Source organism: Photobacterium rosenbergii (assembly GCF_003026455.1).
Taxonomy (GTDB): Bacteria; Pseudomonadota; Gammaproteobacteria; order Enterobacterales; family Vibrionaceae; genus Photobacterium; species Photobacterium rosenbergii.
On sequence record NZ_PYMB01000011.1, the window covers coordinates 20,278 to 42,533 of the forward strand.

The 22,256-nt window shown below is 43.6% G+C and carries 22 protein-coding genes; 11 read left to right on the forward strand and 11 right to left on the reverse strand.

Features of this window, described 5'->3' with window-relative positions; all coding sequences use genetic code 11:
• Positions 1-163: 163 nt before the first annotated feature.
• Entirely contained in the window at positions 164-1,618 is a 1,455-nt protein-coding gene (locus C9J01_RS18770; protein ID WP_107299670.1) for a hypothetical protein, read from the reverse strand.
• A gap of 35 nt (positions 1,619-1,653) precedes the next feature.
• The gene (locus C9J01_RS18775; protein WP_107299671.1) at positions 1,654-2,628 is read right to left on the reverse strand and encodes a hypothetical protein; all 975 of its coding nucleotides are present in this window, start codon (positions 2,626-2,628) and stop codon (positions 1,654-1,656) included.
• A gap of 540 nt (positions 2,629-3,168) precedes the next feature.
• On the opposite strand from C9J01_RS18775, the gene C9J01_RS18780 reads away from it, so the two are divergent.
• Positions 3,169-3,741, forward strand: a complete 573-nt coding sequence (locus C9J01_RS18780; RefSeq protein WP_107299672.1) for a tyrosine-type recombinase/integrase — start codon at positions 3,169-3,171, stop codon at positions 3,739-3,741.
• 146 nt (positions 3,742-3,887) lie between these two features.
• Here C9J01_RS18780 and C9J01_RS18785 read toward each other — a convergent pair whose 3' ends face one another.
• Both C9J01_RS18785 and deoC read right to left on the reverse strand, forming a co-directional pair.
• Positions 3,888-4,523 carry an alternative oxidase gene (locus tag C9J01_RS18785; protein ID WP_107299673.1) on the reverse strand — a complete coding sequence of 212 codons (636 nt, stop codon included), beginning with the start codon at positions 4,521-4,523 and terminating at the stop codon, positions 3,888-3,890.
• A 98-nt stretch (positions 4,524-4,621) separates the two neighbouring features.
• A complete protein-coding gene (gene deoC / locus C9J01_RS18790; protein ID WP_107299674.1) occupies positions 4,622-5,398 on the reverse strand; it encodes a deoxyribose-phosphate aldolase in 777 nt (258 codons plus the stop codon).
• A gap of 234 nt (positions 5,399-5,632) precedes the next feature.
• Here deoC and C9J01_RS18795 point away from each other — a divergent pair, with 234 nt between their 5' ends.
• The gene (locus C9J01_RS18795; protein WP_107299675.1) at positions 5,633-7,048 is read left to right on the forward strand and encodes an aminotransferase-like domain-containing protein; all 1,416 of its coding nucleotides are present in this window, start codon (positions 5,633-5,635) and stop codon (positions 7,046-7,048) included.
• 77 nt (positions 7,049-7,125) lie between these two features.
• On the forward strand, positions 7,126-7,266 hold the full coding sequence (locus tag C9J01_RS29655; protein WP_158264563.1) for a hypothetical protein: 141 nt from the start codon (positions 7,126-7,128) through the stop codon (positions 7,264-7,266).
• Between the two features lie 101 nt (positions 7,267-7,367).
• Here the strand turns inward: C9J01_RS29655 and C9J01_RS18800 are convergent, their stop codons facing one another.
• The gene (locus C9J01_RS18800) at positions 7,368-7,937 is read right to left on the reverse strand and encodes a TetR/AcrR family transcriptional regulator (RefSeq protein ID WP_107299676.1); all 570 of its coding nucleotides are present in this window, start codon (positions 7,935-7,937) and stop codon (positions 7,368-7,370) included.
• Between the two features lie 150 nt (positions 7,938-8,087).
• On the opposite strand from C9J01_RS18800, the gene C9J01_RS18805 reads away from it, so the two are divergent.
• The gene (locus C9J01_RS18805; RefSeq protein ID WP_107299677.1) at positions 8,088-8,399 is read left to right on the forward strand and encodes a hypothetical protein; all 312 of its coding nucleotides are present in this window, start codon (positions 8,088-8,090) and stop codon (positions 8,397-8,399) included.
• 78 nt (positions 8,400-8,477) lie between these two features.
• On the opposite strand, the gene C9J01_RS18810 is transcribed toward C9J01_RS18805, so the two are convergent.
• Complete coding sequence (locus C9J01_RS18810; RefSeq protein ID WP_107299678.1) at positions 8,478-9,779, reverse strand: hypothetical protein; 1,302 nt, start codon at positions 9,777-9,779, stop codon at positions 8,478-8,480.
• A 291-nt stretch (positions 9,780-10,070) separates the two neighbouring features.
• On the opposite strand from C9J01_RS18810, the gene C9J01_RS18815 reads away from it, so the two are divergent.
• The 4 genes from C9J01_RS18815 (at position 10,071) to C9J01_RS18830 (ending at position 15,154) form a co-directional block, all read left to right on the forward strand.
• Positions 10,071-11,489, forward strand: coding sequence for a hypothetical protein (locus C9J01_RS18815; protein WP_107299679.1), 1,419 nt, complete (start codon positions 10,071-10,073; stop codon positions 11,487-11,489).
• Positions 11,490-11,802: 313 nt separating this feature from the next.
• Positions 11,803-12,600: a hypothetical protein gene (locus C9J01_RS18820; RefSeq protein WP_107299680.1), complete on the forward strand. Its 798-nt coding sequence runs from the start codon at positions 11,803-11,805 to the stop codon at positions 12,598-12,600.
• Between the two features lie 428 nt (positions 12,601-13,028).
• Positions 13,029-14,105: an alpha/beta hydrolase gene (locus tag C9J01_RS18825; RefSeq protein WP_107299681.1), complete on the forward strand. Its 1,077-nt coding sequence runs from the start codon at positions 13,029-13,031 to the stop codon at positions 14,103-14,105.
• Entirely contained in the window at positions 14,102-15,154 is a 1,053-nt protein-coding gene (locus C9J01_RS18830) for a hypothetical protein (protein WP_107299682.1), read from the forward strand. The genes C9J01_RS18825 and C9J01_RS18830 overlap by 4 nt, the downstream gene beginning before the upstream one ends.
• Before the next feature lie 61 nt (positions 15,155-15,215).
• Here the strand turns inward: C9J01_RS18830 and C9J01_RS18835 are convergent, their stop codons facing one another.
• Both C9J01_RS18835 and C9J01_RS18840 read right to left on the reverse strand, forming a co-directional pair.
• Positions 15,216-15,707, reverse strand: a complete 492-nt coding sequence (locus C9J01_RS18835) for a VOC family protein (RefSeq protein ID WP_107299683.1) — start codon at positions 15,705-15,707, stop codon at positions 15,216-15,218.
• A gap of 381 nt (positions 15,708-16,088) precedes the next feature.
• Complete coding sequence (locus C9J01_RS18840; RefSeq protein WP_107299684.1) at positions 16,089-17,030, reverse strand: DMT family transporter; 942 nt, start codon at positions 17,028-17,030, stop codon at positions 16,089-16,091.
• A 195-nt stretch (positions 17,031-17,225) separates the two neighbouring features.
• Between C9J01_RS18840 and C9J01_RS18845 the strand changes: the two genes are divergently transcribed.
• The 3 genes from C9J01_RS18845 (at position 17,226) to C9J01_RS18850 (ending at position 19,526) form a co-directional block, all read left to right on the forward strand.
• On the forward strand, positions 17,226-18,284 hold the full coding sequence (locus tag C9J01_RS18845; RefSeq protein WP_107299685.1) for a bifunctional transcriptional activator/DNA repair enzyme AdaA: 1,059 nt from the start codon (positions 17,226-17,228) through the stop codon (positions 18,282-18,284).
• 242 nt (positions 18,285-18,526) lie between these two features.
• Positions 18,527-18,661, forward strand: a complete 135-nt coding sequence (locus tag C9J01_RS30060) for a hypothetical protein (protein ID WP_261397010.1) — start codon at positions 18,527-18,529, stop codon at positions 18,659-18,661.
• Positions 18,662-18,905: 244 nt separating this feature from the next.
• Entirely contained in the window at positions 18,906-19,526 is a 621-nt protein-coding gene (locus C9J01_RS18850; RefSeq protein ID WP_107299686.1) for a TetR/AcrR family transcriptional regulator, read from the forward strand.
• 34 nt (positions 19,527-19,560) lie between these two features.
• On the opposite strand, the gene C9J01_RS18855 is transcribed toward C9J01_RS18850, so the two are convergent.
• The 3 genes from C9J01_RS18855 to C9J01_RS18865 form a co-directional block, all read right to left on the reverse strand.
• Positions 19,561-20,868 (reverse strand): ABC1 kinase family protein, encoded by a 1,308-nt coding sequence (locus C9J01_RS18855; protein ID WP_107299687.1) that lies wholly within the window; start codon positions 20,866-20,868, stop codon positions 19,561-19,563.
• 391 nt (positions 20,869-21,259) lie between these two features.
• Positions 21,260-21,718, reverse strand: a complete 459-nt coding sequence (locus C9J01_RS18860) for a hypothetical protein (protein WP_201797841.1) — start codon at positions 21,716-21,718, stop codon at positions 21,260-21,262.
• A gap of 9 nt (positions 21,719-21,727) precedes the next feature.
• Complete coding sequence (locus C9J01_RS18865) at positions 21,728-22,090, reverse strand: DUF6152 family protein (protein ID WP_107299688.1); 363 nt, start codon at positions 22,088-22,090, stop codon at positions 21,728-21,730.
• Positions 22,091-22,256 lie beyond the last annotated feature (166 nt).

A 22,256-nucleotide genomic window follows, 5' to 3' on the forward strand; every position in this document is an offset into this window, starting at 1 on the left:
GATACCTCTTTAGGTTCAAAACTAAGTTAGTTAAAAACGTTGCTCTAAGATTATTCAAACTGATGCCCTGAAAGAACATAGAAAGAGATGTGGTCAATGTAAATTGACCACTAGAGTACTTTGAAGTTTGGGTGCCGGTTCTAAGTAAATTAATCGTCTAAACCTAGCCCCATACAAAGAAAGGTTGCTGAACAGCTACGATCGTATTTCCATTCATATGCACCAAGCGCGCTTGTTGTAATTCAGAAAGAATTGAAGGTATACGCGTTTCATCTACTAGTGAAAATTGTGCAATATCAGGGATTGTATACATACGTCCAATGCTCTGCATTGTATTAAGAGCCAGGTAAACACTTCGGTGTTCTTGCGTTTCTTCATTAAACAATTTTTTATTTGTAGTCATTTCACTCTTACTTCCGTCATCTATTTTAATTGATGAAACAGACTCATTATTGTCTGTCATGTTTATCGGTTTTTGGTCAATAACAGCTTCTGGCTCCATGACAGAAGGTTTCGGGCTCTCTGGTTGTTTTATTGGTTTCCCCCACTCAGGAATGAGTGGTTTAGGAGATGGCTTCGCTCTTACACCAGACGAGTACTCTGACTTACGAAGGTAGTTGTACATGCCAGAGTAGTACTTCCTTGATGCTGAATCTAAGTCTTTATAACCCGCGGCATTAGCTTCTCTGCATAATGCTGAATGTGAGCGGCGACCGTAATGAACTTCTTTTTCCGCTGATTTAATAAACTGCATTGAAAAACGAAATTCCGGCTTATCTAATTCATCTGTAACTTTATACATACGAATAAGAAAGGGTGAGAGCATCATTTGTTCAAGATCTGATTTCAGGCCTATTTTGCAAATCTTTTCGATTGTTTCCGCAAGACGTGAGTCATTCTTCGCAAAAAGAAGGATGTTTAAAAATTCCTGCTTCCCTATATAGCCTTTACCAAAGAAGCCCGTTATTCGTCCATCAATATCGACATCAATGGCTGATCCTGCGTCACCATTTAACAATTTTGATGAACGAACCTGGTTCTCCCCCCATAGACGAACACCAAGCTCATGGATATTGTTTTTAGCCATTGGGTTTTTAGATGCCTCTAAATACATCATATACACCCAAAGAAGCCAGTAGGAAGCTATTGAACCATTGTCTTTAATACTGCGAGCATAAAGAGGGTGGTTCTTGTACATCATGTACTCTTCATCCACTGGTCTCTTCTCATCCAAGGCCTCTAATACAGTGCGGAATTTAGTTTTTGTCTCTTGCTGAGGTTTAATATAGCTTTCAGTCTCCACTACACCTGACACATCTGCTGTGTCCTCTACTGGTAAATCACTACATGCTTCTATCAGTAAAGCATTACGTAACTCTTCAATTTCATTATCAAAGTCGGTTATTACGCATTCCGCTGCTTCTTCCTGATCGTCACCAGTTGATGAAGTGACCAAATCAATCGCTTCATTTATAAATAGCCGAGCTTCATCATCAGTTTCGTTAGCTAGATCTTCCAAATCATCAAAAAACACCGACTTGTCACCGGCGGTATTTTTGATGCGAATGAATAAATTTCTACAACGCGTATAGTCTTCTAATCTACGTGCTTTATACATATATCAAGAGGGGAGGGTGCCCTTTCCTTACTATATTACTGGCCCAAGAAATCTTTTATCGCTTTTGCGCTCGGTGCGGTTAGTTGATTCGTGTTTTCACCAGAACGAACCTTCAAGCCTGCAGCTTTACCAATGGCTTTTGCTCCATCAAGAGCAACAGCATTCCAGACTTTAAAGCAGACCTGAACACGATCAGCCATAACGATTTTTTCGCTACGCGCCCTATGAAGAAACTGATTTAAGAAATATAAAGTCTCTTGACCAGTTAAATTCAATCCAGCAAAGGCTTGACGGAAATATGCTTTCGTGTATTCCTCATGGTGTCGAGCACCAATGTGGAACATAAACATCATCTGAGATGCTGGCATCACATTATTCTGATACCCGACAATTTCTCGAAGTTGCTCATGATGACGCAGTAATTGATCTAAGTTGGCATCCATATATGCCTCAACATCACTCTGAGTAATGTTAACTTTACTTGTATTGTGCGGTTTTAAACCTGATTTCTGTGACAAATTAGCATCATGAATAAGAACACGCTGTACTGCATTGGTAATCGTTGACGCGGTACCAGAATTATCGATCCGGTCGCGGAAGGTACGACCAACGAGCTGAGTCTGAGTACGTTTTCGTCCAACATCGATCGTATCGAAGGTATTGGGCTCTAGCCCGAGGATAATATTGGCTTTGATGGTTTTTCCAGATTTGATGATAGCTTTACATCTGTTCTGTCCATCCAACATACTTGCGTAGGCACTTCCGCCATCAATGGTTTTAGGACGTGAAAAACGAAAGCTATCACCATTGTAAAGCCAACGACCTTCTTCCATTGCCTGAGCATACTCAGTGATCTTGCCCTTTGCTTCCGTAATGTTTTCACGATTGAAAGACAACATAATTGCAGCTAGTTGCGGTGTGATTTCAATTTCCTGATAGCTCTCAACTTTTTCCGCCTTAAATTGGCGTCGAGCTAAGTCCATACCAGTGATTTTGTTATATTTCTTCATACTTCCTCAGACCCACTTATCGGTTGGGCTACCTTCGAGTTAGTGATCATTACAGTGAGATTATAAAGGATGCCATCCATTATATAAACAATCAGTTTTATGACTGATTTCGTCATCAGCGAAGTAGATCACCATCCTTCACCCTTTACAGTATACACAACCGTAAATAGATATAAAGGGTATTTGGTACCCATTAAGGGTGAATAGTCCTCATTTTTATGAAGTGATCAATAGAAGAAGGGGCAAGTATCTAATTAAAGCAGAATTTCGAAATCAAAAAATAAAACCAAGTAGGGCGCTAGATTTTCATGCCTAAACCCAAAAACAAAATGTGACGCTGTGACTTTATGGTTTTCCACCTCACCGTGACGATTTACCTTGGCGAGTTGAAAATTTTGCCAACTCATCGTTTTAATGACCCAAAAGGATATTATGGGGTATTGCAAGCCCGCATTTTACCGTTGGATTTTATTGCCTAAGTACAAGAAATAGCACACAATACCCCTTTATATAAAAAATATACGATATGGGGTATTAAGGTTGAGAGAGGTATCACCCGTTAAAGATTTGGTCGTTGTCGGCCAGGTTTCGCGACTTCTCGACAAACACTATGGCAGGCAGATGGCGCGGATCTGGGATCTGGGGATCAACCTCGCTCTGCGTATCACAGATTTGCTCAATTTAAAGTTTGAAGACCTAATTACCGAGCGTGGTGAGCGTTACATTGTCACTCGAGAGAAGAAGACGGGCAAAACAGCCAAGATCAAGCTCAACTCCAAAGCCGCTGATATCGTCGATGCGATCCGTGCCGAATTCCCGCACCATGTGTATATATTCCAGAGCTACCGATCACCGCGGGTGAAAAACAAACCGCCAGCGCCGCTTGATAGGGGAAATGTCAGAAAGGCGTTTGCTGCCATCGGTGATATTGTCGATGTCCACCTGGGTACCCACAGTATGAGGAAGACGAGGGGCTACCACATGTACCAGCAGATAGGCCGGATTGAACCGGTACAGAAAATGCTGCGCCATAGTTCACCGGGCGTTACTTTGCGCTATATAGGGATTGAGCAGAGTGATGTGGATAGAACGTTTGATGAGTTGGTGTTGTAGTTAACACATAGTATTGAAGGGTATGTAGTACTTACCCTTAGTTAGATAATTGTATATCTGTCTATCGAGCAAGCACTACATCAACCTATGGGTAACACCTTGAGGGTGATCTTGAAAACTACGTGCCTTTATACCCTACGGAGTTATCAATGCTGATGCGCAGGGAGTTCTTGGCGTTCATATGCATCAGCAAAAGAATGGTTACGATCGCGGTGTTTGGCTTCATCTTCACGGATTTTTACGATCACATCTCGTAATTTAGCGTTTGGCGCTAGTTGGTAATAATCGACGGCGATTTTGGGTGCAGCGACGTTTTCTACTTCACCACAGTCAATTTTGCCCAGATATTCAGTGTAACTCTTGCAGGCTTCCTCTTCGAAATAGCCCACAACACGGTGTGCAATCTTAGAAGAGAGCACATAGATCATGCTATACACGACAATAAAAGCCCCTTGGCCAAGTAACACTAACGTTCGCTCTACCCAACTAGGTTTGGCAATATCCAAGAAAATCATCAGGTGCATTCTTTCATTCTCAGCTTCATCCAGTAATTCACGGATCCAGCCTTCATCATCTTTCATCCTGCGTAGGGCTTTTAAGTGATTGAACATACCTGCCACCATTCCTGGTACTGCTGCAATGGTTTCCAAAATAACGGCGCGTTTAGCATATTTTCTTCCATAGAAGATATTCAATAGGAACTTAAGACACTGGGTTATTTTATATGCCACGTGCTCTGAGAGTTTGGCGGCGGTTTTGTGTTTTAACTCAAAATCTGACATAGGTGAGCCTTTACTTTCTCCGAGTGGGTGTGATTTAAAACAGCCGTAAACTGCTCATCTCACACCCCGAATTTATCTTTATTTATAAACAGGTTACATTAGTATTCGTTAGTTACTGATGCACGTTCCTCACCCAATGTACAAAGCAGATTTGATAACAAACTCGACGCCCCAAATCGATAATTCATGCTGTTGTTTGCCCATTCTGTACCAAACATACTATCTACCATATCCAAGTATTTTTTCGCCTCTTCAGCCGTTTGGACACCGCCTGACGCTTTGAAGCCAACCCGGTGCTCTACACCCAACTCTTTGATAACGGATAACATCGTTTCTGCTGCTTCAAGGGTTGCATTGACTGGTACTTTGCCTGTCGAGGTCTTGATAATGTCAGCCCCGGCTTTGATTGAAATCTCTGAGGCTTTTTTGATTAGCAAAGGCGTTTTCAGCTCGCCAGATTCAATAATGACTTTCAATGGTGTACCGCCACAGGCCGCTTTACATTGCTTCACAAGTTCAAAACCAACCTTTTCATTTCCGGCCATCAGCGCACGGTATGGGAAGGTGACATCCACTTCATCTGCGCCATACATAATGGCTGCTTTCGTTTCGGCAACAGCGATTTCGATGTCGTCGTTCCCATGCGGGAAGTTCGTCACAGTGACTACGCGAATATCAGGCGTGCCTTGCTGGCGTAATTGCTTTTTGGCAACGGGAATGAACCGGGGATAGATACATACCGCTGTCGTATTGCCTACCGCTGTTTTGGCGCTTTTGCATAACTCGATGATTTTTTCATCTGTGTCATCATCGTTGAGCGTCGTTAGATCCATTAACTGAAGTGCACGGAGTGCGGCAGTTTTAATATTGCTCATAGGTATCTCCCGTTGAGTTACTTCTATTTAAATTCATATGCTTGTGCAGAGTTGGCGTTGTGCAATAAGTGCCAACTCTGCACAAGTTTTGAAATATTCTGTTGAAGTGGAAAGTAGGGGGATTATAGGAATGGAATCGAGACTATAATAGATACAGAAAACTGACTTTTATATATAACAGATTTAGTGCTGTGCTATATTCCAGCCAGTTGTTACTTGAAGGGCACATTTACGTTGGCCAAGTATGAAAAGCTCGTAGAGCAAATCCGTAATCAGATTCAAAATGACATTTGGGCTGTCGGTGACAAACTGCCTTCTCTTCGCAAGCAGACTGAAACGACAGGCATGAGCTTGATGACAGTGCTGCATGCTTATCAGGTGTTAGAGAGCCAAGGGTGGATCGTCTCACATGCAAGGTCTGGGTATTTTGTCGCACCCAAAATTCAATATGCGAGTACAACAGAGTCAGATGTAACAGTTCAAACAACAGAAACTATTGATATCAATGATTTTATCTTTGATGTGCTGCAGGCCAGCCGTAAGCCACATATCATTGATTTTGGCTCTGTTTATCCCGATCCAACGCTGTACCCCCGACAACAAATAAACAAATCATTGATCGCTGCAGCACGCACTATGCCAACTTCTAGTGCGTTGGATAACCGGCCTCCGGGAAATAAAGAACTACGACAACTTATTGCCAAGCGTTATGCAGCACAAGGGATCAGTGTGAGCCCGGATGAAATTGTGATCACTGCAGGTGCCCTTGAGGCACTAAATTTAAGTCTTCAAGCAGTTACCCAGCCTGGCGACTGGGTGATCGTGGAATCACCGACCTTCTACGGTGCATTACAATCCCTGCAAAGGCTGAATTTACGAGCGCTGTCAGTCAGAACCCACCCGCGAGAGGGGATTGATCTTGAATCACTCGAGAAAGCATTACAGTCTCATCCAGTAAAAGCTTGCTGGTTAATGACCAATCACCAGAACCCTTTGGGCTGTACGTTAACAGAAGCGAAGAAGGAACGTTTGATTGAGTTGCTTTCACAATACAACGTCTTTTTGATTGAAGATGATGTTTACAATGAACTGTATTTTGGTGCTAACAAGCCACTTCCAGCCAAAGCATTTGATCAAGATGGCCTTGCGCTACATTGTTCGTCGTTTTCAAAAACGCTGGTTGCAGGTTTTCGGATCGGTTGGGTGGCAGCAGGAAAAATGGCCCTGCCGATTCAAAAACTGCAGATGATGAGTACTCTGTCAGCCAGTGCTCCGATACAACTGGCCCTCGCAAATTATTTATCTACCCGAAATTATGAAAACCACCTGCGCAAATTACGAAGGACATTGGAACAGCGCAAATTCGCCACTTGGCAGATGCTACGTGCTCACCTGCCTACTAGTGTCAGTGTCAACTATTCAGAAGGTGGGTATTTTTTATGGATTGAATTGCCTCAGCACATCGATGCCATGGTGCTTTATCAACTTGCATTAAAAGATAATATCAGCCTTGCACCGGGTAAAATGTTTTCTGTTAGCGATCAGTTCAATCATTGCCTTCGCCTTAATGCATCGTTTGATTGTGCAACGACAGAAGAGAGAGCGATAAAGCGGTTAGCCGAGTTAGTCCGAGCTATGTTGGATGAATAAAGCGAAGAAAATCGCTATATACAAAGCGATAATTAGCCACCCTTAACCCTCATACTGTTATCTTACTCGCATTATTAATGGGAGATAGCATCAATGACGTTCCGATATTCACTGGCTTGACTGATGTTGCTCGGTCTGGCCGGGTTGATCAAACACCGCCAGTGCTGGGGAGCCAGCACGCCCCTAATCTGATCACCGATCTGATCAATGTGCCTTAGAGATAGAGCGATACAAGAAACTCAGAGCCTTTCTCTCTAGGCTCTGAGTGTTGAGTTTCCTAGTGTCTAAGGGTAGAAGTTGTCATTCATTACCCGCCGAACTAAGACGCCGTTAACTGCAGTTGCTCAAAGTACATTTGTTTGGCGAGTGACATTAGCTTTGGATCTGCTCCCATTTCCAGCGAGGCTAGCAAGCCGTTAAACACCAACTCGGCTCGGGTAGCCTTTTCCTTGGCTTGTTTAATATCGTGGGCCAGCAGCAATTCGGTGACCAGACGGATCCGCTCTTGTTTATATGAGACACACACATCGGCAATGCGATCATCTTCGTTGCGATACTCGTTAAAGGCTTGCTGGTAGATGCAGCCATTGAAATCTCTGGCTTCGACCAGGGCCTCTAATGTCGTAAAACGGGCCGTTAACTTCTCTTCCAGCGACAGGTCAGGATCATCAAACAACTGAGTTAAATGGGAAAGTGTTTGCTCGCTGTAGAGTGCCAAAGCTTCGGCGATTAACGCTTCTTTGGAGCCAAAATGACGGTAAATAGTGGCTTTGGACATACCGGTAGCAGCCGTAATGGTATCCATGCTGGTACCGTGGTAACTGTGTTTCACACATAGCGACAACGTGGCTTCAATCGCCCGGCGCTTCTTCTCTTCTTGACGGCTCATACCTTTCACCCTCCGAACCAGAAATAAAAAACGAAACTAATTAGTTTTACACCCTTGACAGTTTCAATAATCAATTCTAGATTTAAAAACAACAAAACGAAACAGTTTAGTTTCGAAGTTAAGAAGAGTCAGCCATAGAAGGAATACACCATGCTTAAGTCAATCGCGCTATCAACTTTACTTGTCGTTTCAATGTCAGCCTCTGCCGTTGAGCTTAACATCACCGACTCAGCGTCAGGTATTCATGTCAAAGCGACAGACCAATCTGCACCAGCAGCAGGGCTAACAGTCAATGTTACCAATGTCCCTCAGCTTAATGGCACTTCATTTACCACTGACGAGCGCGGCCGAGTCTTTATCCCGCTGTCATTGAACGCCAGCCGCTCGGTCAACATTGTCGCTTCGGATGATATGGACATGTCAGTGGCATCAACAACGGTATTCCATAGCCGCTCGCGTTAACCGCAGGTTGTGAATGTCACCCCGGTAACCCTATAGCTAAGAACCCTGCAACTGGTTCAGGTTGCAGGGTAAGCAATATCATCCAAGCGCAACAAGCTCGGTTTCAAACGCCTGATATATGCTCTCGATGAAATTAGCCAAAGGTGAGATGTCATCTTTCGTCGTATCTATTTCGGCAAGCTGTTTAAATGGAATTTGAATCCAAGCCTCATAGCCAAAAGACATGTTTAACTGTGTCCTGTTTGAATTGATGAGCTTGCCTTCCCAATTACATTTACCCTTCCAGTCAAGATTCAGGTGCTCAGTAAGCAAGTTTTCTATAGCAGGCCATTGGTCTCTTTTGGTTCGGCCTGTATGTTTATGGAAATTTTGGGATGTATACAGTTTTTTACTGAAATCAGATTCTTCTAGCCATAATCCAGAAATGTAACTTTGGCCGGTAAACTTAATGTGATAATTCAAATTAACTGGGTAAGGTTGATTGTTTATCACTAGTTGCCTATTGAATTCATGATCCTTTTTGAACAGGTGGTAGCCTTGGCCTTTTGTGTTGCCTGGGTATATATCGACAATTAAGTCCCCAGTCTCCTTATCTACATCAAAAAGCAACTCGTCAGCCCAAGGCCTTCCGAAAGTCGTTCCTAACCTGTCTTTGTATGAGAGCTTACTTAAAGATTCAACCTGGTTACTGGCATGCAAAATGGCTGATTCAACCCTCCTGAAAATCGCCTTAGTACTTTGATTGTGTAAAGAGCCAATCGGCGTTTCAGGGAGCCACGTAAAATTATGATCTTTGACGAGTTGAATGAAGTCAGTAAGAAACCGGTTGGTGTTGCCTGACATTTTTTCAAAACTGGCCACTTTGACGGCGATGGCCATGAGTTTTTTCCAGTTTAAATCGTAGGGAGTTATCAGCTCTTTACAGCTTTCAATTGTCTTGCCCTGGCTGTGGCAAGTATTGTGTATTTGGTTGTACAACTGAGCGGTGCAATTGATATTGTCCCGTTTAGCCTCGATGATGATCAAGATGTTATCTATGGTTATAACCAAGTCACATATCGGGTCATATTGGGCATCGTGTGTTTGGTGCCAGAAATCAACCATAGGGCTTTCGCTAAGTGATACCGCAAACACCCGGTCAAAATCAGGCATTGCTGTGGTTTTTTTCTGGATCTCTATTTCTGTGGTTGTCTCACGGTCTGGGTCTTCGAATAGTTGGTTGAAAAAGCCCGTATTGCCCAAGATCGATTTTAACACTTCATGGAAAAACAGGGTGTCTTCCTGCATACATATAGCCAGTGCACGAGTTAAGTCATTCTCAAGCTGATAACGGCGGTTGTCTTTGGCATATGTCCTAAAAATATTGAGGTGTTTATTCATGTATTTAATTCAGTCTAATGATTTTTATCGTTTTAGGTACCTATTCAATTCGATAGCTATCTAATGCAATATGTATATGAGTTAATTTGAATATCGAGAATAACACCTTTGAGGCGAGCTTAAAATGCTGCTATAGCCACCGTACATTCCCATCATTCCGTCGCACTTTTTCGCTACATAATTGATATTAAATAATTATTTACATATGCAACATTGTGATCTGTATGATTTTTGAGCAGGTTGCTTTTGGTAGGCTTTGTGTAGTTACAGGGATGTAGAGTGGAGGAATAAATGAAAGGAATGAAAAGTGTCATGATTCTAGCTTTGTCGCTGCTGGTCGCTTGCGGTGGCAGTGGAGATGGTGGCGGTAAAGGAGGTGGGGCAGGCAGCACAACACCTGCACCACTTTCGCTTGATGTCGATGATCAATGGGTTGAACAGTCTGGCCATGTGACACTCTCCGTCAATGTCCGTTCTCTCTCCAACAGTCCTGTTGAGCTGCGTTGGACCCAGGTTTCAGGTCCTAATGTTGAAATCGCCGATCCGGCGTCAGATACCATTTCGTTTGACGTCGATGCGAGTGACGAAAGCAATGATGTTATTTTCGTATTTAATGTGGCTGCCAGCGGCGAAGAAGGCCACACCGCATCAGAGGAGGTCAACGTTCACGTGAACAAGGCGTTTGAACACAATATTATGCTGCGTGTGGTCAGAGTAACGCCGGACTGGATGGGGTATGACGGGGTTGCCTGGACAACCGCTGTGCCCACCGGTGCCAAAACGTCAACGGGCCTGAAATACTATGAGGCTGCGATATGGGATAATGATGTCAAGGCCGTTCACCTGTACGCTTTTGACAATGATTATGCTCCTTATAGCTCAGAAGGGTGGGCTATGACTCCCGAAGAACGGATTGCCTACCGCGAGAGCTACAGGGTGATGAAGTTCAGCAACATGCCTTCTTATGAGTCTGGGAAGCGCGGTACCTTTCTTCGCGATGCTTTCAGTGAGATAGGTGCATACCTAGCTGCAGCCTACCCAGATTCCGACCACCACTTGATGTATTCAGGCCATGGTGGCCCCGGGGGAGCATTGTTTGAAGGGTTACTTGGTTATCAAGATGCGGCAGATTTTCTGGCAGCCTGGTCAGGCTCTCTTGGCCGAAACCTCGGTGTTGTTGATATGGGCGGGCCGTGTAATAAAGGAGCCTACACTGATACCAAAAACTTCTGCCAATATGCCGATTACTATATAGCGAGTGATTTGCCTAACGGTGGGTATCAGCTTGATGATCATGACAATTATCGTTCGGTCAATCCAGAATACCGCTATCACGATATTTTCGCAGATTCTGGCACTTTGAAAGAAGCGCTCACCAAGCGTATTGATTTGAAACGGCAAGCTTACCTCTTCGCCTATAACTACATGGTGGAGCATGAGGTGGAGCAAGCCAACTACCTTTATAGTTGCCATGAATTTAACACATCATTCGCCCCACATTTTGAGGAGTTGGCTTTATCCAAGAATAATTACTTACTTGATGACATGATGACTTACCTAGCTGATAACGGGGCTGGTGACGATTTGGTGAGCCGGTATCAGAAGGTCATTACCCATAGGGCTGATAATCGGGATTTCTTTCCATGGGCTTTCCCGTGGTCAGGGATGATGACGCCACTGCCAGGTGACTTTGACTTATACTCGCGCTAGTTTAATGATATCTGTGGGGGCTAGTTTTACACAGCTCCCCTTTTTTACCCAGATGGCTCTCTCATAATAAGTAATCATTTAGGACCGCAATATGGGGCGTTGTCCCAACTTTCCTACATTTCTTGTTTATGTTGTAGAAAATTATCATTTCGTATTTGACAAATATGCCTTGTAGATATTATGTGTTTAGATGCGAGTGGAGTTGAATATTAAACACCACAAACTGATTATCATAGCTAGGACTTTGTAATTAATTTAAATGAAATAATTGCAACTAATAATCATTTACTTATTGCCTTTTGGGAGGTGAACAGTGGAAGAGAATCGTAGCGCTGGAGAAGAAAAGAAAAGTATCGGAGAAAAAGTTGTTCTTTATGCTACCTTTGTCATCGCAGTAATGTCATTTACATATAATGTGTATGATATCTATCAGAAGCAGCGTTCAATCAATTCATTATCGATATTTAGTGACAAGACTAACCAGGTTTATGTAGAAGATAACGACTATAATGCTCTTAATTCAAGATTCGTATTCTCAAATACTGGGAATAGAAAGATCCATATTCTTGATGCATGGTTAACTGCTGAGGTTAACGAGCAATATATTGACAGTTTGAAAGAAATTGGTAAGCATAGTGAAATTATTGATAGTTACAAATCGCTAGCTAATGCAGGAGAGTTTAGTCGGGACTCTTCTGAGTGGAAAGTCATCCAACTAAATGTTGGTGAAGTTGTAGAGGCAAGAGTGAAGGGGGCTATGCACTTCAATCCTAGTGATATCTATCAGATACTGGTTTCTGTACCAAAAAATGAAAAAATAAGAAGTAGAGCACGAGAAATTTATGAAATTACTAAAAACTCAAGAAAGCCAATAAAAAACTACGAAGATCTACGGCAATTAAAGATTTTAGCTACTAGGAATAGCAGATATATCAACCTTTACCTTTCTGTTATTGTGCAGTTTGATGATGATAAGTTTATAACAAAAAAAGTTTTATACGACCATGTACTATATTATAAAAAGCTTGGTGTGCCTGATTCTCCTTTTTATTCAATGCAGTTGAACTCCTTTTTTACTCGTCAAAACAAACATATTGAACTCACACTATAAACAAATTAAAACGAACCTCATAGAAGCTGGCGAGAGTATAGAGGTAGATGAGGATTTTATTATAGAATTGTATTCGCTAGTAAAAGTTTCTGGTTGCATTCAATATCGAGAATGTTGAATGCAAAGCGTAATATTGGCCTGGAATCTTCTGTAAAAACAAGTGGCACATAATTCCCTTCCTTTTCTGTGTTTGTTAGCTTATTGCTTAAAGTCCAGTTTACCTATACACGCTCACCGATTAGTCAATTGTCGAAAAGAAAGGACGCATACCGCTCCTGAAAATAAATCCGAATGAGTATCACAAATCGGTATTGCTTTGAGTGTTTATTGACCTACGAAGAGTAGGGTTATGTTAGGTGTTGAAATTTACCCCGCAGTTTGAATCCGCAAGATAATTCTCAATAACCCTGAAAAGCAAGGAGACGGTTATGAGTAACAGAGAACACATTATCCTCGTCGTGCATGGTATGGGTACACATCCTGAGGGTGCTACCAGACAGCGATTTATAGAGGGATTCAACGAAGGATTAGGTTTCTTTGGTATTGAAGATTGGAATTTAGAAAAGGTAGCAGAGATCCGTGAGTTTAATTACTCCGAGTTTATTGATGATCAACAGAAGAATGATGCTGAATATGCAAAGAGTTTAGCTAATGTAAAAACCATGCTTAAAGGGAGAGGGTTCACTGAAAAATTCGCGAAAAGCATGATTGATGAATTCGGGAAGTTTGAAGACAAAGACCAGTTTTTTTACTCGAGCTGGCTGGATGTGATCTATTACTCCCTACTACTTCAAGGCGTCTATATAAGGGTACAGCTTGCAAAAACAATCGCACAAACTCTTAAGGATGCAAATGTAAATCAAAAAGTTCATATAGTTGCACATAGTCTTGGTACTGCAGTTGTCCATGATACCTTGGCACAGTTGTTCGTTAAGGACTCATTGGCTAGCTATGACCATCGAATTACTAAAATAGATACAGCTAGAACTAAAATTGACTCGGTATGGATGGTAGCGAACGTAAGTCGACTTGTTAACTTATTGAATGGAATAGCAGACCCAAATCATTCAATCGTACATTCAGATAGTGGTGGGTGTACTAAATATTTTTTTAATGTCGCCCATGAGCTGGACCCTTTTACATGGTTTAAAGAATACAAGCGAAGCATTATGAGGTCTCGCGGTAGCCACATTAACACAAGCGTGATCCATCAAGTAAATACCCATGACCTAAAAGAGTATGTTAGAGATCCGCTATTTATCCAACCATTTATGTTCCTATTAAAAGGAGTGGTATTGACCAGGGAAAACCTCGTCGAAGCACGTAAATTGCACAAACAAAACAGCGTTCAAGATGATCTGCATGAAATCAAAGCCCAAGCTCAGGTTATTAAAGATGTTGGCGGTGTTATTGATGGCGTTCAGTCGGTGTACACGGCAGTTAAATCATCGCATGAGTTCTATGAGCGTGTTCGTGGAATGATTGAGAAGGAGCTTGACTTATGAACATGTTATTTAGTGTGCTGTTGGCCTTGCTGCTTGTTATATCCTCTGGGCTCCATGCTGAGACGGACAATGAAGGAAGCAATAAATACGCCGACCTTACGGAAGCTGCCAATACCCTTGGGTTGAGCTTAGTAAGCTATAACCGTGAGCTAAACAAGGAAGATAGGTCAGAAAAAGAATTAAATAAGCAAGCAGCATCTTTGGTCGAATCATTGAATCAATTCTTGGCATTATCAGATAAAGCGTACAAGGAAGGTGTACCTTATGATGTATTTCCAGGTTTTTGGCAAATGGTTGATGATTGGCAAACCTTAGCTAAGAGTTTTGCTAGAGGCCCTGATTACCTTGCTAAAATCCAGGTAACACCAATGTATTATCCCAATGACAGTGAGACTGTTTTCAGCTTTGAGATACTGTCTACTGGCGAAGTCATCGAGATCCCTGTTAAAGATAGTCAGATCAATAAATGCGGGCCCTTAAGAAATGAAGACTGTAGAGAGGTGTTGTCAGACATAACGGATGCAGTAGAAGGGGCGTATAAGCCAATTGCAGATGTTTACCTTGGACCTGTCGTATTGCATTACACCAGTCTTGAAGCCGAGTGGAAGCAATTTTACAGAGAAGCACGCTACCAGACACCACTTGATAGCTGGTTTTCTGCGAATGTTGTTCAAGTTGACTATTTCAAAGGACTTGATCTTACCGGCCCACCAAAGATCCAGGTTTTCTTCTTACGTCCTACGCTAGTCTTTGAGCATCTTTATGATGCTGAAAAAGGCGATAAAGATGACGTCAGCATTGCCTTAGAAGTAATTGGCTTTAACCGATGGAAAGAGGGCTTCGGTGCCTCGATAACGACGGTTTACAATGATAGGAAAGATGCTGATGCAATTGGTATTGGTGCTTCCATTCACATTAAGAACAAATTCACTATTGGTTATGCATATAGGGATGATGATAAGAGCAGTGTTTTCGTAAACTTAGATTTGCTTGAATGGTTTGGCGATAATAAGGAAACGTACAGCCGTTATCTGGGGTATTTGAATTAGTACCAATGAGTGTGCTCAAAAAAGGGTTGGTATCAATACCAACCCTTTTTACTTCTAACTATTACTCGTAATCAGTTGCGTAAGTTTCTTCGTAAGTGTGCGAGTAAAGCTCAAATAGATTACCAAACGGGTCTTCCATGTAGATCATTTGTGCTTGTTTAGTCTCGTCATCTGGGTGGTAACGCATGATGTCCATGCGAGTTTTACCGCCGTGCTCTTCAATACGCGCGATGGTCTGTGGGAATTGCTCTTTAGCAACTTGCAGGCAGAAGTGGAAGATACCCAAACGAGAGAAATCGACTTCATGACGTTCCTGGCGCTCTTTCATTTCGAACAGTTCAACGCCGATACCGTCTGACGTTACTAGGTGCGCAATGTTAAAGCCTTTGAAGCCTTCACCGAAGACGGCAATACACATACGGCCGATTGCCGTTTCACGCTCTTCGATAACTTTAGTGTTGTTCATTACAACACGAAGGCCTAGCGCTTTAGTGTAGAACTCAACCGCTTTGTCCATATCGCCAACCATGATACCAACGTGATTCATCTTCATAACTTTCTCCAAATACTTTTTAATTTGTTTCGTGTGTCGCTTCGATGGAGAGAAGTATAGGGCCGCAGATCAATCAATAGAAATTATCAAAAATTATACATTTAATAATATTAAGTTATCAGTGGTGATTCTATGATTGAACCCCATTGATGTGGCTCCGAAAGTATTCTTCGAATAATTGGGTACGCTTGGGTAAAAGTTGCCTTTTGGGGTAGAGGATATACCAAGGCAATATCGCTTGCGTTTCCCAGCCAAGTAAGAGAGGAATGACTTCCTTGCGGCAACTTAGATAAGGCAACTCTTCTCTGGACTTCTTTTTCAAAAACGTCCAGTTATCCAATGTAAATGCGGTATCTTTATAAAGAATATGGCTGAGCTTAGTCAGTTCCGAGGGATGCTATTCTCTAATATAACTTTCATTCGATGCCATAAGCGGCCATCGATAGCGGATAACCCAAACGCTATTAACACCATGCCCAATATATGAATCATTTCCAGAGATTCATTCAGGAATAATGAGCCGAGCAGAACAGCAGAGACTGGCACAAGTAGTGTTACCAGCAGTACGTTTGTTGCGCCTGCCAGTTCAAGTATTCTGAAATAGAGAACATACGCTATCGCTGTGGATGCAACTGCCAATCCAACTATAGCTATCCATGTGTTCATGCTTGTATTGTCCGCATCGATAGTACCGTCTACAAATAACGCGATAGGCAGTAATATGAGCGTTGAAGCCGTTACCTGTCCCGCTGCTGTAATTACAGGGTTTACCCCCAGTTTTTTGAACCTGCGCCCGTATACTCCCGCGAATGCGTAAGATATGGCTGCGCCAACAATGGCAAGTTGCGCCAACAAATTACTTTCATTACCTAACGCGGGTACGCCAATCATTACCGCAACACCCACGAAACCGAGAACAACGCCGATTAGTTTTAACGGTGTTGGCCGTTCATCAGGCAGCAGAATGCCTGCCACTACTACTGTAAATATTGGTGTTGCAGCATTTAGAATTGAGGCCAAGCCTGACGCAATCTGTGTTTGCCCCCAGACAATCAAAGCAAAGGGGATAACATTATTCAGTAACCCCATCCCCAAGAATGAAGTCCAGACTTTCAGGCTTTTGGGAGGACGCAAGCCAATCATCATAGCTATACCCCATAGTGTAAATGCCGCAATTCCTACTCTAAGTGTCACTATGGTTAATGGAGGAAGGTCATTGACCGCTACGCCTACAAAGAAGAAAGATCCGCCCCATAAGATGGAGAGCATAATGAGCATAGCCCATACTTTTGAGTTCATAGAGTGATTAATGGTCGGTGTCATGGTCGGGACAATCCGTGTTATTCATCTTTAACTGCATACTAGCTACAGCGTGGACCTTAAAACATCCGAAAATTGCGCCACATTAAAAACAGAGAGTGAATCTACAATCACCAATTAGCCAGCAAGAATCGGATGGTATCAGCAGGCTTGGTGTGATGAGATAGTCATGCAACCCGTTAGACAGTGAGCGCAGCTATGTCAAAGTTATCTGAAAATGAAATGAAAAATGCGGTAGCGCAGAGAGATAGCTCTTTCGACGGAAATTTTTACTATGGCGTTATAACCACAGGCGTATTCTGTATGCCTTCCTGTTCGACCAAAGCAGCAAATCCAGAAAATCTGAGGTTCTTCTTTGATATCGAATCAGCAATGCAAGCAGGGTTTCGTCCTTGCAAGCGCTGCAATCCAGCAGGTCAGGACGATCGAACCCTTAAGCTCATTGAAGTCGCTCGCTATCTAGAGCGTCATGCGGAAGATAAAATAACACTTACTCAATTAGGTGATATCGCGGGTCTTTCACCTTCCCGATTACAACGCATTTTTAAAGAAATGTTTGGTGTGTCACCCAAGCATTATCAAGATGCAGTACGCATGCGAAAGTTTAAATGTTCGTTGAAAGAGGGTGAAGGTGTGACCGATGCTATTTATTCATCAGGTTATGGTTCAATAAGTCGGGTATATGGTGAGGCAACCCGAAATATTGGCATGACACCGAAAGCGTATAGGGCAGGAGGAAAAGGTGAAACTATCCATTATGCGTGTCGAGAGACTGCACTTGGGTACATGATAATGGCTGCGACAGATAAAGGGGTATGCTCAGTACAGTTTGGTGACGACAAAGCTTCTCTGCTAAGCCTGTTATCTGATGAATTTCCTAAAGCTCAATTTGAGCTTTCTGCGGCACAAGATGCACCAGAGCTGGATAGCTGGATGCTGGCTTTAGATAAGCATATTAGTCAGGGCGCTCCCAGGCCCGAAGTACCACTTGATATCAGAGGTACGGCATTCCAAATCAAAGTATGGCAATTTCTCCTAAGCATCAAAGAAGGCGACGTGATGAGTTATGGTGAGGTTGCAGAGCATATTGATAATCCGAAAGCAGTTCGCGCTGTAGGAACCGCTTGTGGCAAAAACCCAGTTGGTATTCTTATCCCCTGCCACCGAGTATTACGTAGCGACGGTTCTTTAGGCGGCTACCGTTGGGGGTTAGAACGTAAACGAACTCTGTTGGATATGGAAAGAGCAAGGCGTTAACGTGTGTGTTTAACTCAGATAGTCACTAGGGTAAAGGGCGTGTTGAATACTTTCTGGTAATTCCTGCATCAAATAAACCTAGTGGTGTTGATTGATTACAAACATCACAGAGCTGGACAAATCTTTATCAAAATCGCTGACATTAGTTAAGATAAAATTATAACTGCAGGAAATATCATTATTCATATGTGCTGTGTAAGATACTGTTTAAATAGTTTTTTGTTTTTAAGTTGGTGGGTATCATGGGTACAGTTATAGGTATGTTGGTCTTGGCATTCATCGCGTACTTGATAAGGAAAAATACAGGGCTGCACTTACACCAGTGGTTTTCTAAGAAATACCAAGAGCACCTAGATGCGAAAGAAATGAACAAATAATCAGCATGACTCACGATAAGATGTTATCTCTATTCATCATACGAAATTGTCTATATTCGAGTTAACAAGGCACTCTCCTGTTAACTCACTTTTGTCCGTCTTCGATCTAGCTGATGTGGCTAGCTCAGAACTGCCCTAAAGCTTTTTAGCCTCTGAGCTGACCTATACTTACAAACGATGCTTAAAAGCTAGGAGAAAGCTTACAAGACTATCAACATCAACTTCTCTTACTTAGGGCGGTGTAATGGCTACAGGTTCGCAAAATGAAGGGCAGATCCCTAAAGCTTTGGAATTTGATCGCATACTCGATGCTGCGCTGGAAATGGCGACTGAGCGGGATGACTGGTCCAACCTTAGCTTTGTGGAACTGGCGAAATACTGCGGCACCTCCGTTAACCATATACGTCACTACTACGCGGACACCAATGCTATAGCTAATGCTTGGTTTTTACGTGCGCTTGAAGCCATGCTGGCTGCGGATCTTGAGGGCCTTGAGGTGTTGCCGGTCAAAGAGAGGCTGGAGTATATTATTTGGCGCTGGTTTGAGGCTCTCGCCCCCCGTCACCGGGTAACTACTCAGATGTTGGGAGCCAAACTTCATCTACCTCACGTTCACCATTGGGTACCCATGATCTTTGATTTGTCACGCCTGGTTCAATTTTGGCGTGAAGCGGCCGGACTGCATTCAGGCGGTCGGCGCAGACAGATCGAAGAAGTTGTCCTGACGGGTATTTTTATAGCGACTTTGCGATCATGGTGCCGGGATGAAAGCCTCCAACAATCTCAAGCGCATGCTCGACTTTTGGCCCTTCTAACAAGAGCGGAAAGGTCTGTGCCCTTCTGGTTCTCAACGGATCCCCATTGAAGTTATATCTATTGTTGTATAAGTGATGCAAATCTTACTGGATGTAAGGCGCGACCAAACGGTTTACGTTGACCTGTGCCCGTAGACGGGCGCACAGTAGATAAGTCCCTCCGATCTTTCGGTGTAGAAACAGCATATCAGTAGGCGGCAGGTGCATATAACGCTGATTCAGCCGTAGGGAGACGGCTGATTCCACGACCCGCCGTGACAGGTCGGAGGTGCCGAAATCAAATCTCCCCTGGTATCGAACCGGTTCGGCAACCGCACAGATCATCTCGTATAACCCCTGGCGATACGGTATGGACTCACCTTTACGCAGATAACCCAACTCTACAGCAGTGTTCTCAATGGCAGAAACATCGCCTTTTGTAGCCGCCTTCATCAAACGGCGGAAAGCGTCAACCAAATCATCGGAATAGTGTCGGGTGGCACCGAAGTCGAGGAGCCCTATACGGTCCTGCTCTGCCTGGTACCGGTAATTGCCAAATTGAGCGTCGGTCTGTACCAGACCCCACTCAAACACCTCCTTCAGCACCAAAGACAGCAGTCGCGTCGCAACACGGTTCCTCACATCGATCGGTGTATTCACTAGAGTTTCGATAGGAGCCCCGGTGACGAAAGACATTGTGAGCACATCAGAAGTGGTTCGTGATCTGTCCACAGCCGGAAGATCGAAATCGGAATCCTCGCCAATAAAACGCCTGTATTCGGCGATACTATCTGCCTCGGCGCAGTAATCGGCTTCTTGGTGGAGTTGCTGTTTGGCTTCTTTAAGCAGTGTCGTGATGTCGTAGTCCCTTGGAATCAGGCGCAATAGATTGAACAGCGCCGCAACATTGTCAACGTCACTATCGATACTTTTTCGAATTCCGGGGTACTGCACCTTGATCGCCAGATGCCGACCATCCTTGGTGGTGGCTTCGTGCACCTGTCCGATGGAAGCTGCAGCGAGAGGTGTGAATGAAAACTGCTTAAAATCATCTTCCCACTTCTTACCCCAGGCACCTTCCAGCACCTGTGCCACCTGATCCTGCGGCATGGGATGTGCGTTCTCACGCAGGGTCGCCAGAATCTCGGTCAGCATCGGAGGAAGATACTCACCCGCCTCCATCGAGAGCAGTTGGCCGACCTTCATCGCTGCGCCGCGCATCTCAGACAACCTGTCCGCCAGCAGCATGGCATTGGCCGGTGTCAGCAGTAAATCATTTGCTTTGAGTGGTTTGCTATCAGTCAAGGCCGATGCGCCATCCCTGAGTACCTGCACGGCAACCCCTCCGAGCAGACGGCCGATCTTCAGCAAGCGGCTGGCTCGGTTTATCGGAATCGGTATCTCTCTAGCCATACCGTTACATGACCCCCAACATTAGAAATATCCCCTTCTTCTAATATTAGAGGATCTAAAATTAGGAGATCTATGAGTAGGGCCGCTTGCTCAACAACAGAACAATGCAGAGCAACATCCGCGAACTGTCGGTTGGAGTTCAAGCTGTTGGATAAGTAGGTGAGGAATGGGCCCTTGAAGTTAATCTGATAATGCTTTGTTCTGTTTCTTAGCCACACAATCATTCTGTGCAATGATAAGTTTGCAGCTCAGTGTGAGTAGAAGCTGGCTCAGTTCTGCCCCAAAATGAGTTGTAGCTGATGCAAAATCGATTGGTAAAGTTTGGGACTTAGGAAACTTCAGATAATGGGGGCAAAAGGTAAGAGCTGACCCCGTTACTTTTTCGCAACCATTAAACATAAGCGATAAATCGACCTGCTACTAATACGCAAAGCCACAGTATTAACGATACAAAACCGACGAGGCGCTGCTGGTTGAAAGGGACGGCATAACCCATACGCCAATGAAAGTTGACCGCATTTGCCACCGCGAAAGCGATGCACAGCAACTTGAACAGAAAAATACTTAGCGCGAAGTAATCGCTTGGACCAGCCATAAAAAGCAACACACCTGAGATAACCGCAATAACGAATCCGCTAACAGCGACAGGAACGAGCACATGAGCAAGCTGTTCGAGTGTTATACACCGCCACAGGCCGATGCGTTTTAAATCTAACGGGATGATCGCGCCTACTAACAGAGCGATACCAAGAACATGCAGGGTATTGATTACCGCATAACTCCAACGAGAAAACCGAATCCACTGGGCGACAGGCGTTAGCGCTAAGGCTTCGAGCCAGGCTTCCAACATCGCACTGCTCTAATCGCGGTTTGGATAAAGATCGTAGAGCACACCGTCAATCCAAATACGCTCCGCCTTCATTAATTTTTGTTCTATATCGGCTGAAGGTTCCCCCTCAATTTTTACCTCAACATCTTTGGCCAAATCTCCCGGCATTAAACCAGCACGTTCATTGCGGTAAGGTTGGCCAACTTCTACCGTCCAGATATCGTCTTCAGACTTTACCGTTAACTCCCCATGCGGGTTGCCCAGCTTAAGCTCGACGATAATGCCGGTTAGTTCAATGTTATTACCCGTCGTCCAACGCCAGCCATGATGCGCCGCCGCGAAAGACACCAACACAAAAGATATAAGAGTAAAAAAGAAAGTACGCTTTAACATATTCCCTCCTAGGAGTGGGTTAACCGAAGTCATCCTTCAATAGTACGAGAGTCAGTGAGTCACCTTTTTGTTACAGCGAACAATCAATAATTTTTTATTTATTAGCTGTAGTAGCTCAAATCTAAGCTGACAAAGCACCCTAAAAACAGGTAGCTGTCAGAGCAAG

Coding starts and splice junctions, on each gene's coding strand:
- C9J01_RS29655 (WP_158264563.1), top strand. CDS start 7,126: ATGGGAGATAGCATCAATGACGTTCCGATATTCACTGGCTTGACTGAT.
- C9J01_RS18840 (WP_107299684.1), bottom strand. CDS start 17,030: ATGACACCGACCATTAATCACTCTATGAACTCAAAAGTATGGGCTATG.
- C9J01_RS18825 (WP_107299681.1), top strand. CDS start 13,029: ATGAGTAACAGAGAACACATTATCCTCGTCGTGCATGGTATGGGTACA.
- C9J01_RS18850 (WP_107299686.1), top strand. CDS start 18,906: ATGGCTACAGGTTCGCAAAATGAAGGGCAGATCCCTAAAGCTTTGGAA.
- C9J01_RS18815 (WP_107299679.1), top strand. CDS start 10,071: ATGAAAGGAATGAAAAGTGTCATGATTCTAGCTTTGTCGCTGCTGGTC.
- C9J01_RS18775 (WP_107299671.1), bottom strand. CDS start 2,628: ATGAAGAAATATAACAAAATCACTGGTATGGACTTAGCTCGACGCCAA.
- C9J01_RS18770 (WP_107299670.1), bottom strand. CDS start 1,618: ATGTATAAAGCACGTAGATTAGAAGACTATACGCGTTGTAGAAATTTA.
- C9J01_RS18845 (WP_107299685.1), top strand. CDS start 17,226: ATGTCAAAGTTATCTGAAAATGAAATGAAAAATGCGGTAGCGCAGAGA.
- C9J01_RS18855 (WP_107299687.1), bottom strand. CDS start 20,868: ATGGCTAGAGAGATACCGATTCCGATAAACCGAGCCAGCCGCTTGCTG.
- C9J01_RS18860 (WP_201797841.1), bottom strand. CDS start 21,718: ATGTTGGAAGCCTGGCTCGAAGCCTTAGCGCTAACGCCTGTCGCCCAG.
- C9J01_RS18865 (WP_107299688.1), bottom strand. CDS start 22,090: ATGTTAAAGCGTACTTTCTTTTTTACTCTTATATCTTTTGTGTTGGTG.
- C9J01_RS30060 (WP_261397010.1), top strand. CDS start 18,527: ATGGGTACAGTTATAGGTATGTTGGTCTTGGCATTCATCGCGTACTTG.
- C9J01_RS18785 (WP_107299673.1), bottom strand. CDS start 4,523: ATGTCAGATTTTGAGTTAAAACACAAAACCGCCGCCAAACTCTCAGAG.
- C9J01_RS18810 (WP_107299678.1), bottom strand. CDS start 9,779: ATGAATAAACACCTCAATATTTTTAGGACATATGCCAAAGACAACCGC.
- C9J01_RS18800 (WP_107299676.1), bottom strand. CDS start 7,937: ATGAGCCGTCAAGAAGAGAAGAAGCGCCGGGCGATTGAAGCCACGTTG.
- C9J01_RS18835 (WP_107299683.1), bottom strand. CDS start 15,707: ATGAAGATGAATCACGTTGGTATCATGGTTGGCGATATGGACAAAGCG.
- C9J01_RS18830 (WP_107299682.1), top strand. CDS start 14,102: ATGAACATGTTATTTAGTGTGCTGTTGGCCTTGCTGCTTGTTATATCC.
- C9J01_RS18805 (WP_107299677.1), top strand. CDS start 8,088: ATGCTTAAGTCAATCGCGCTATCAACTTTACTTGTCGTTTCAATGTCA.
- deoC (WP_107299674.1), bottom strand. CDS start 5,398: ATGAGCAATATTAAAACTGCCGCACTCCGTGCACTTCAGTTAATGGAT.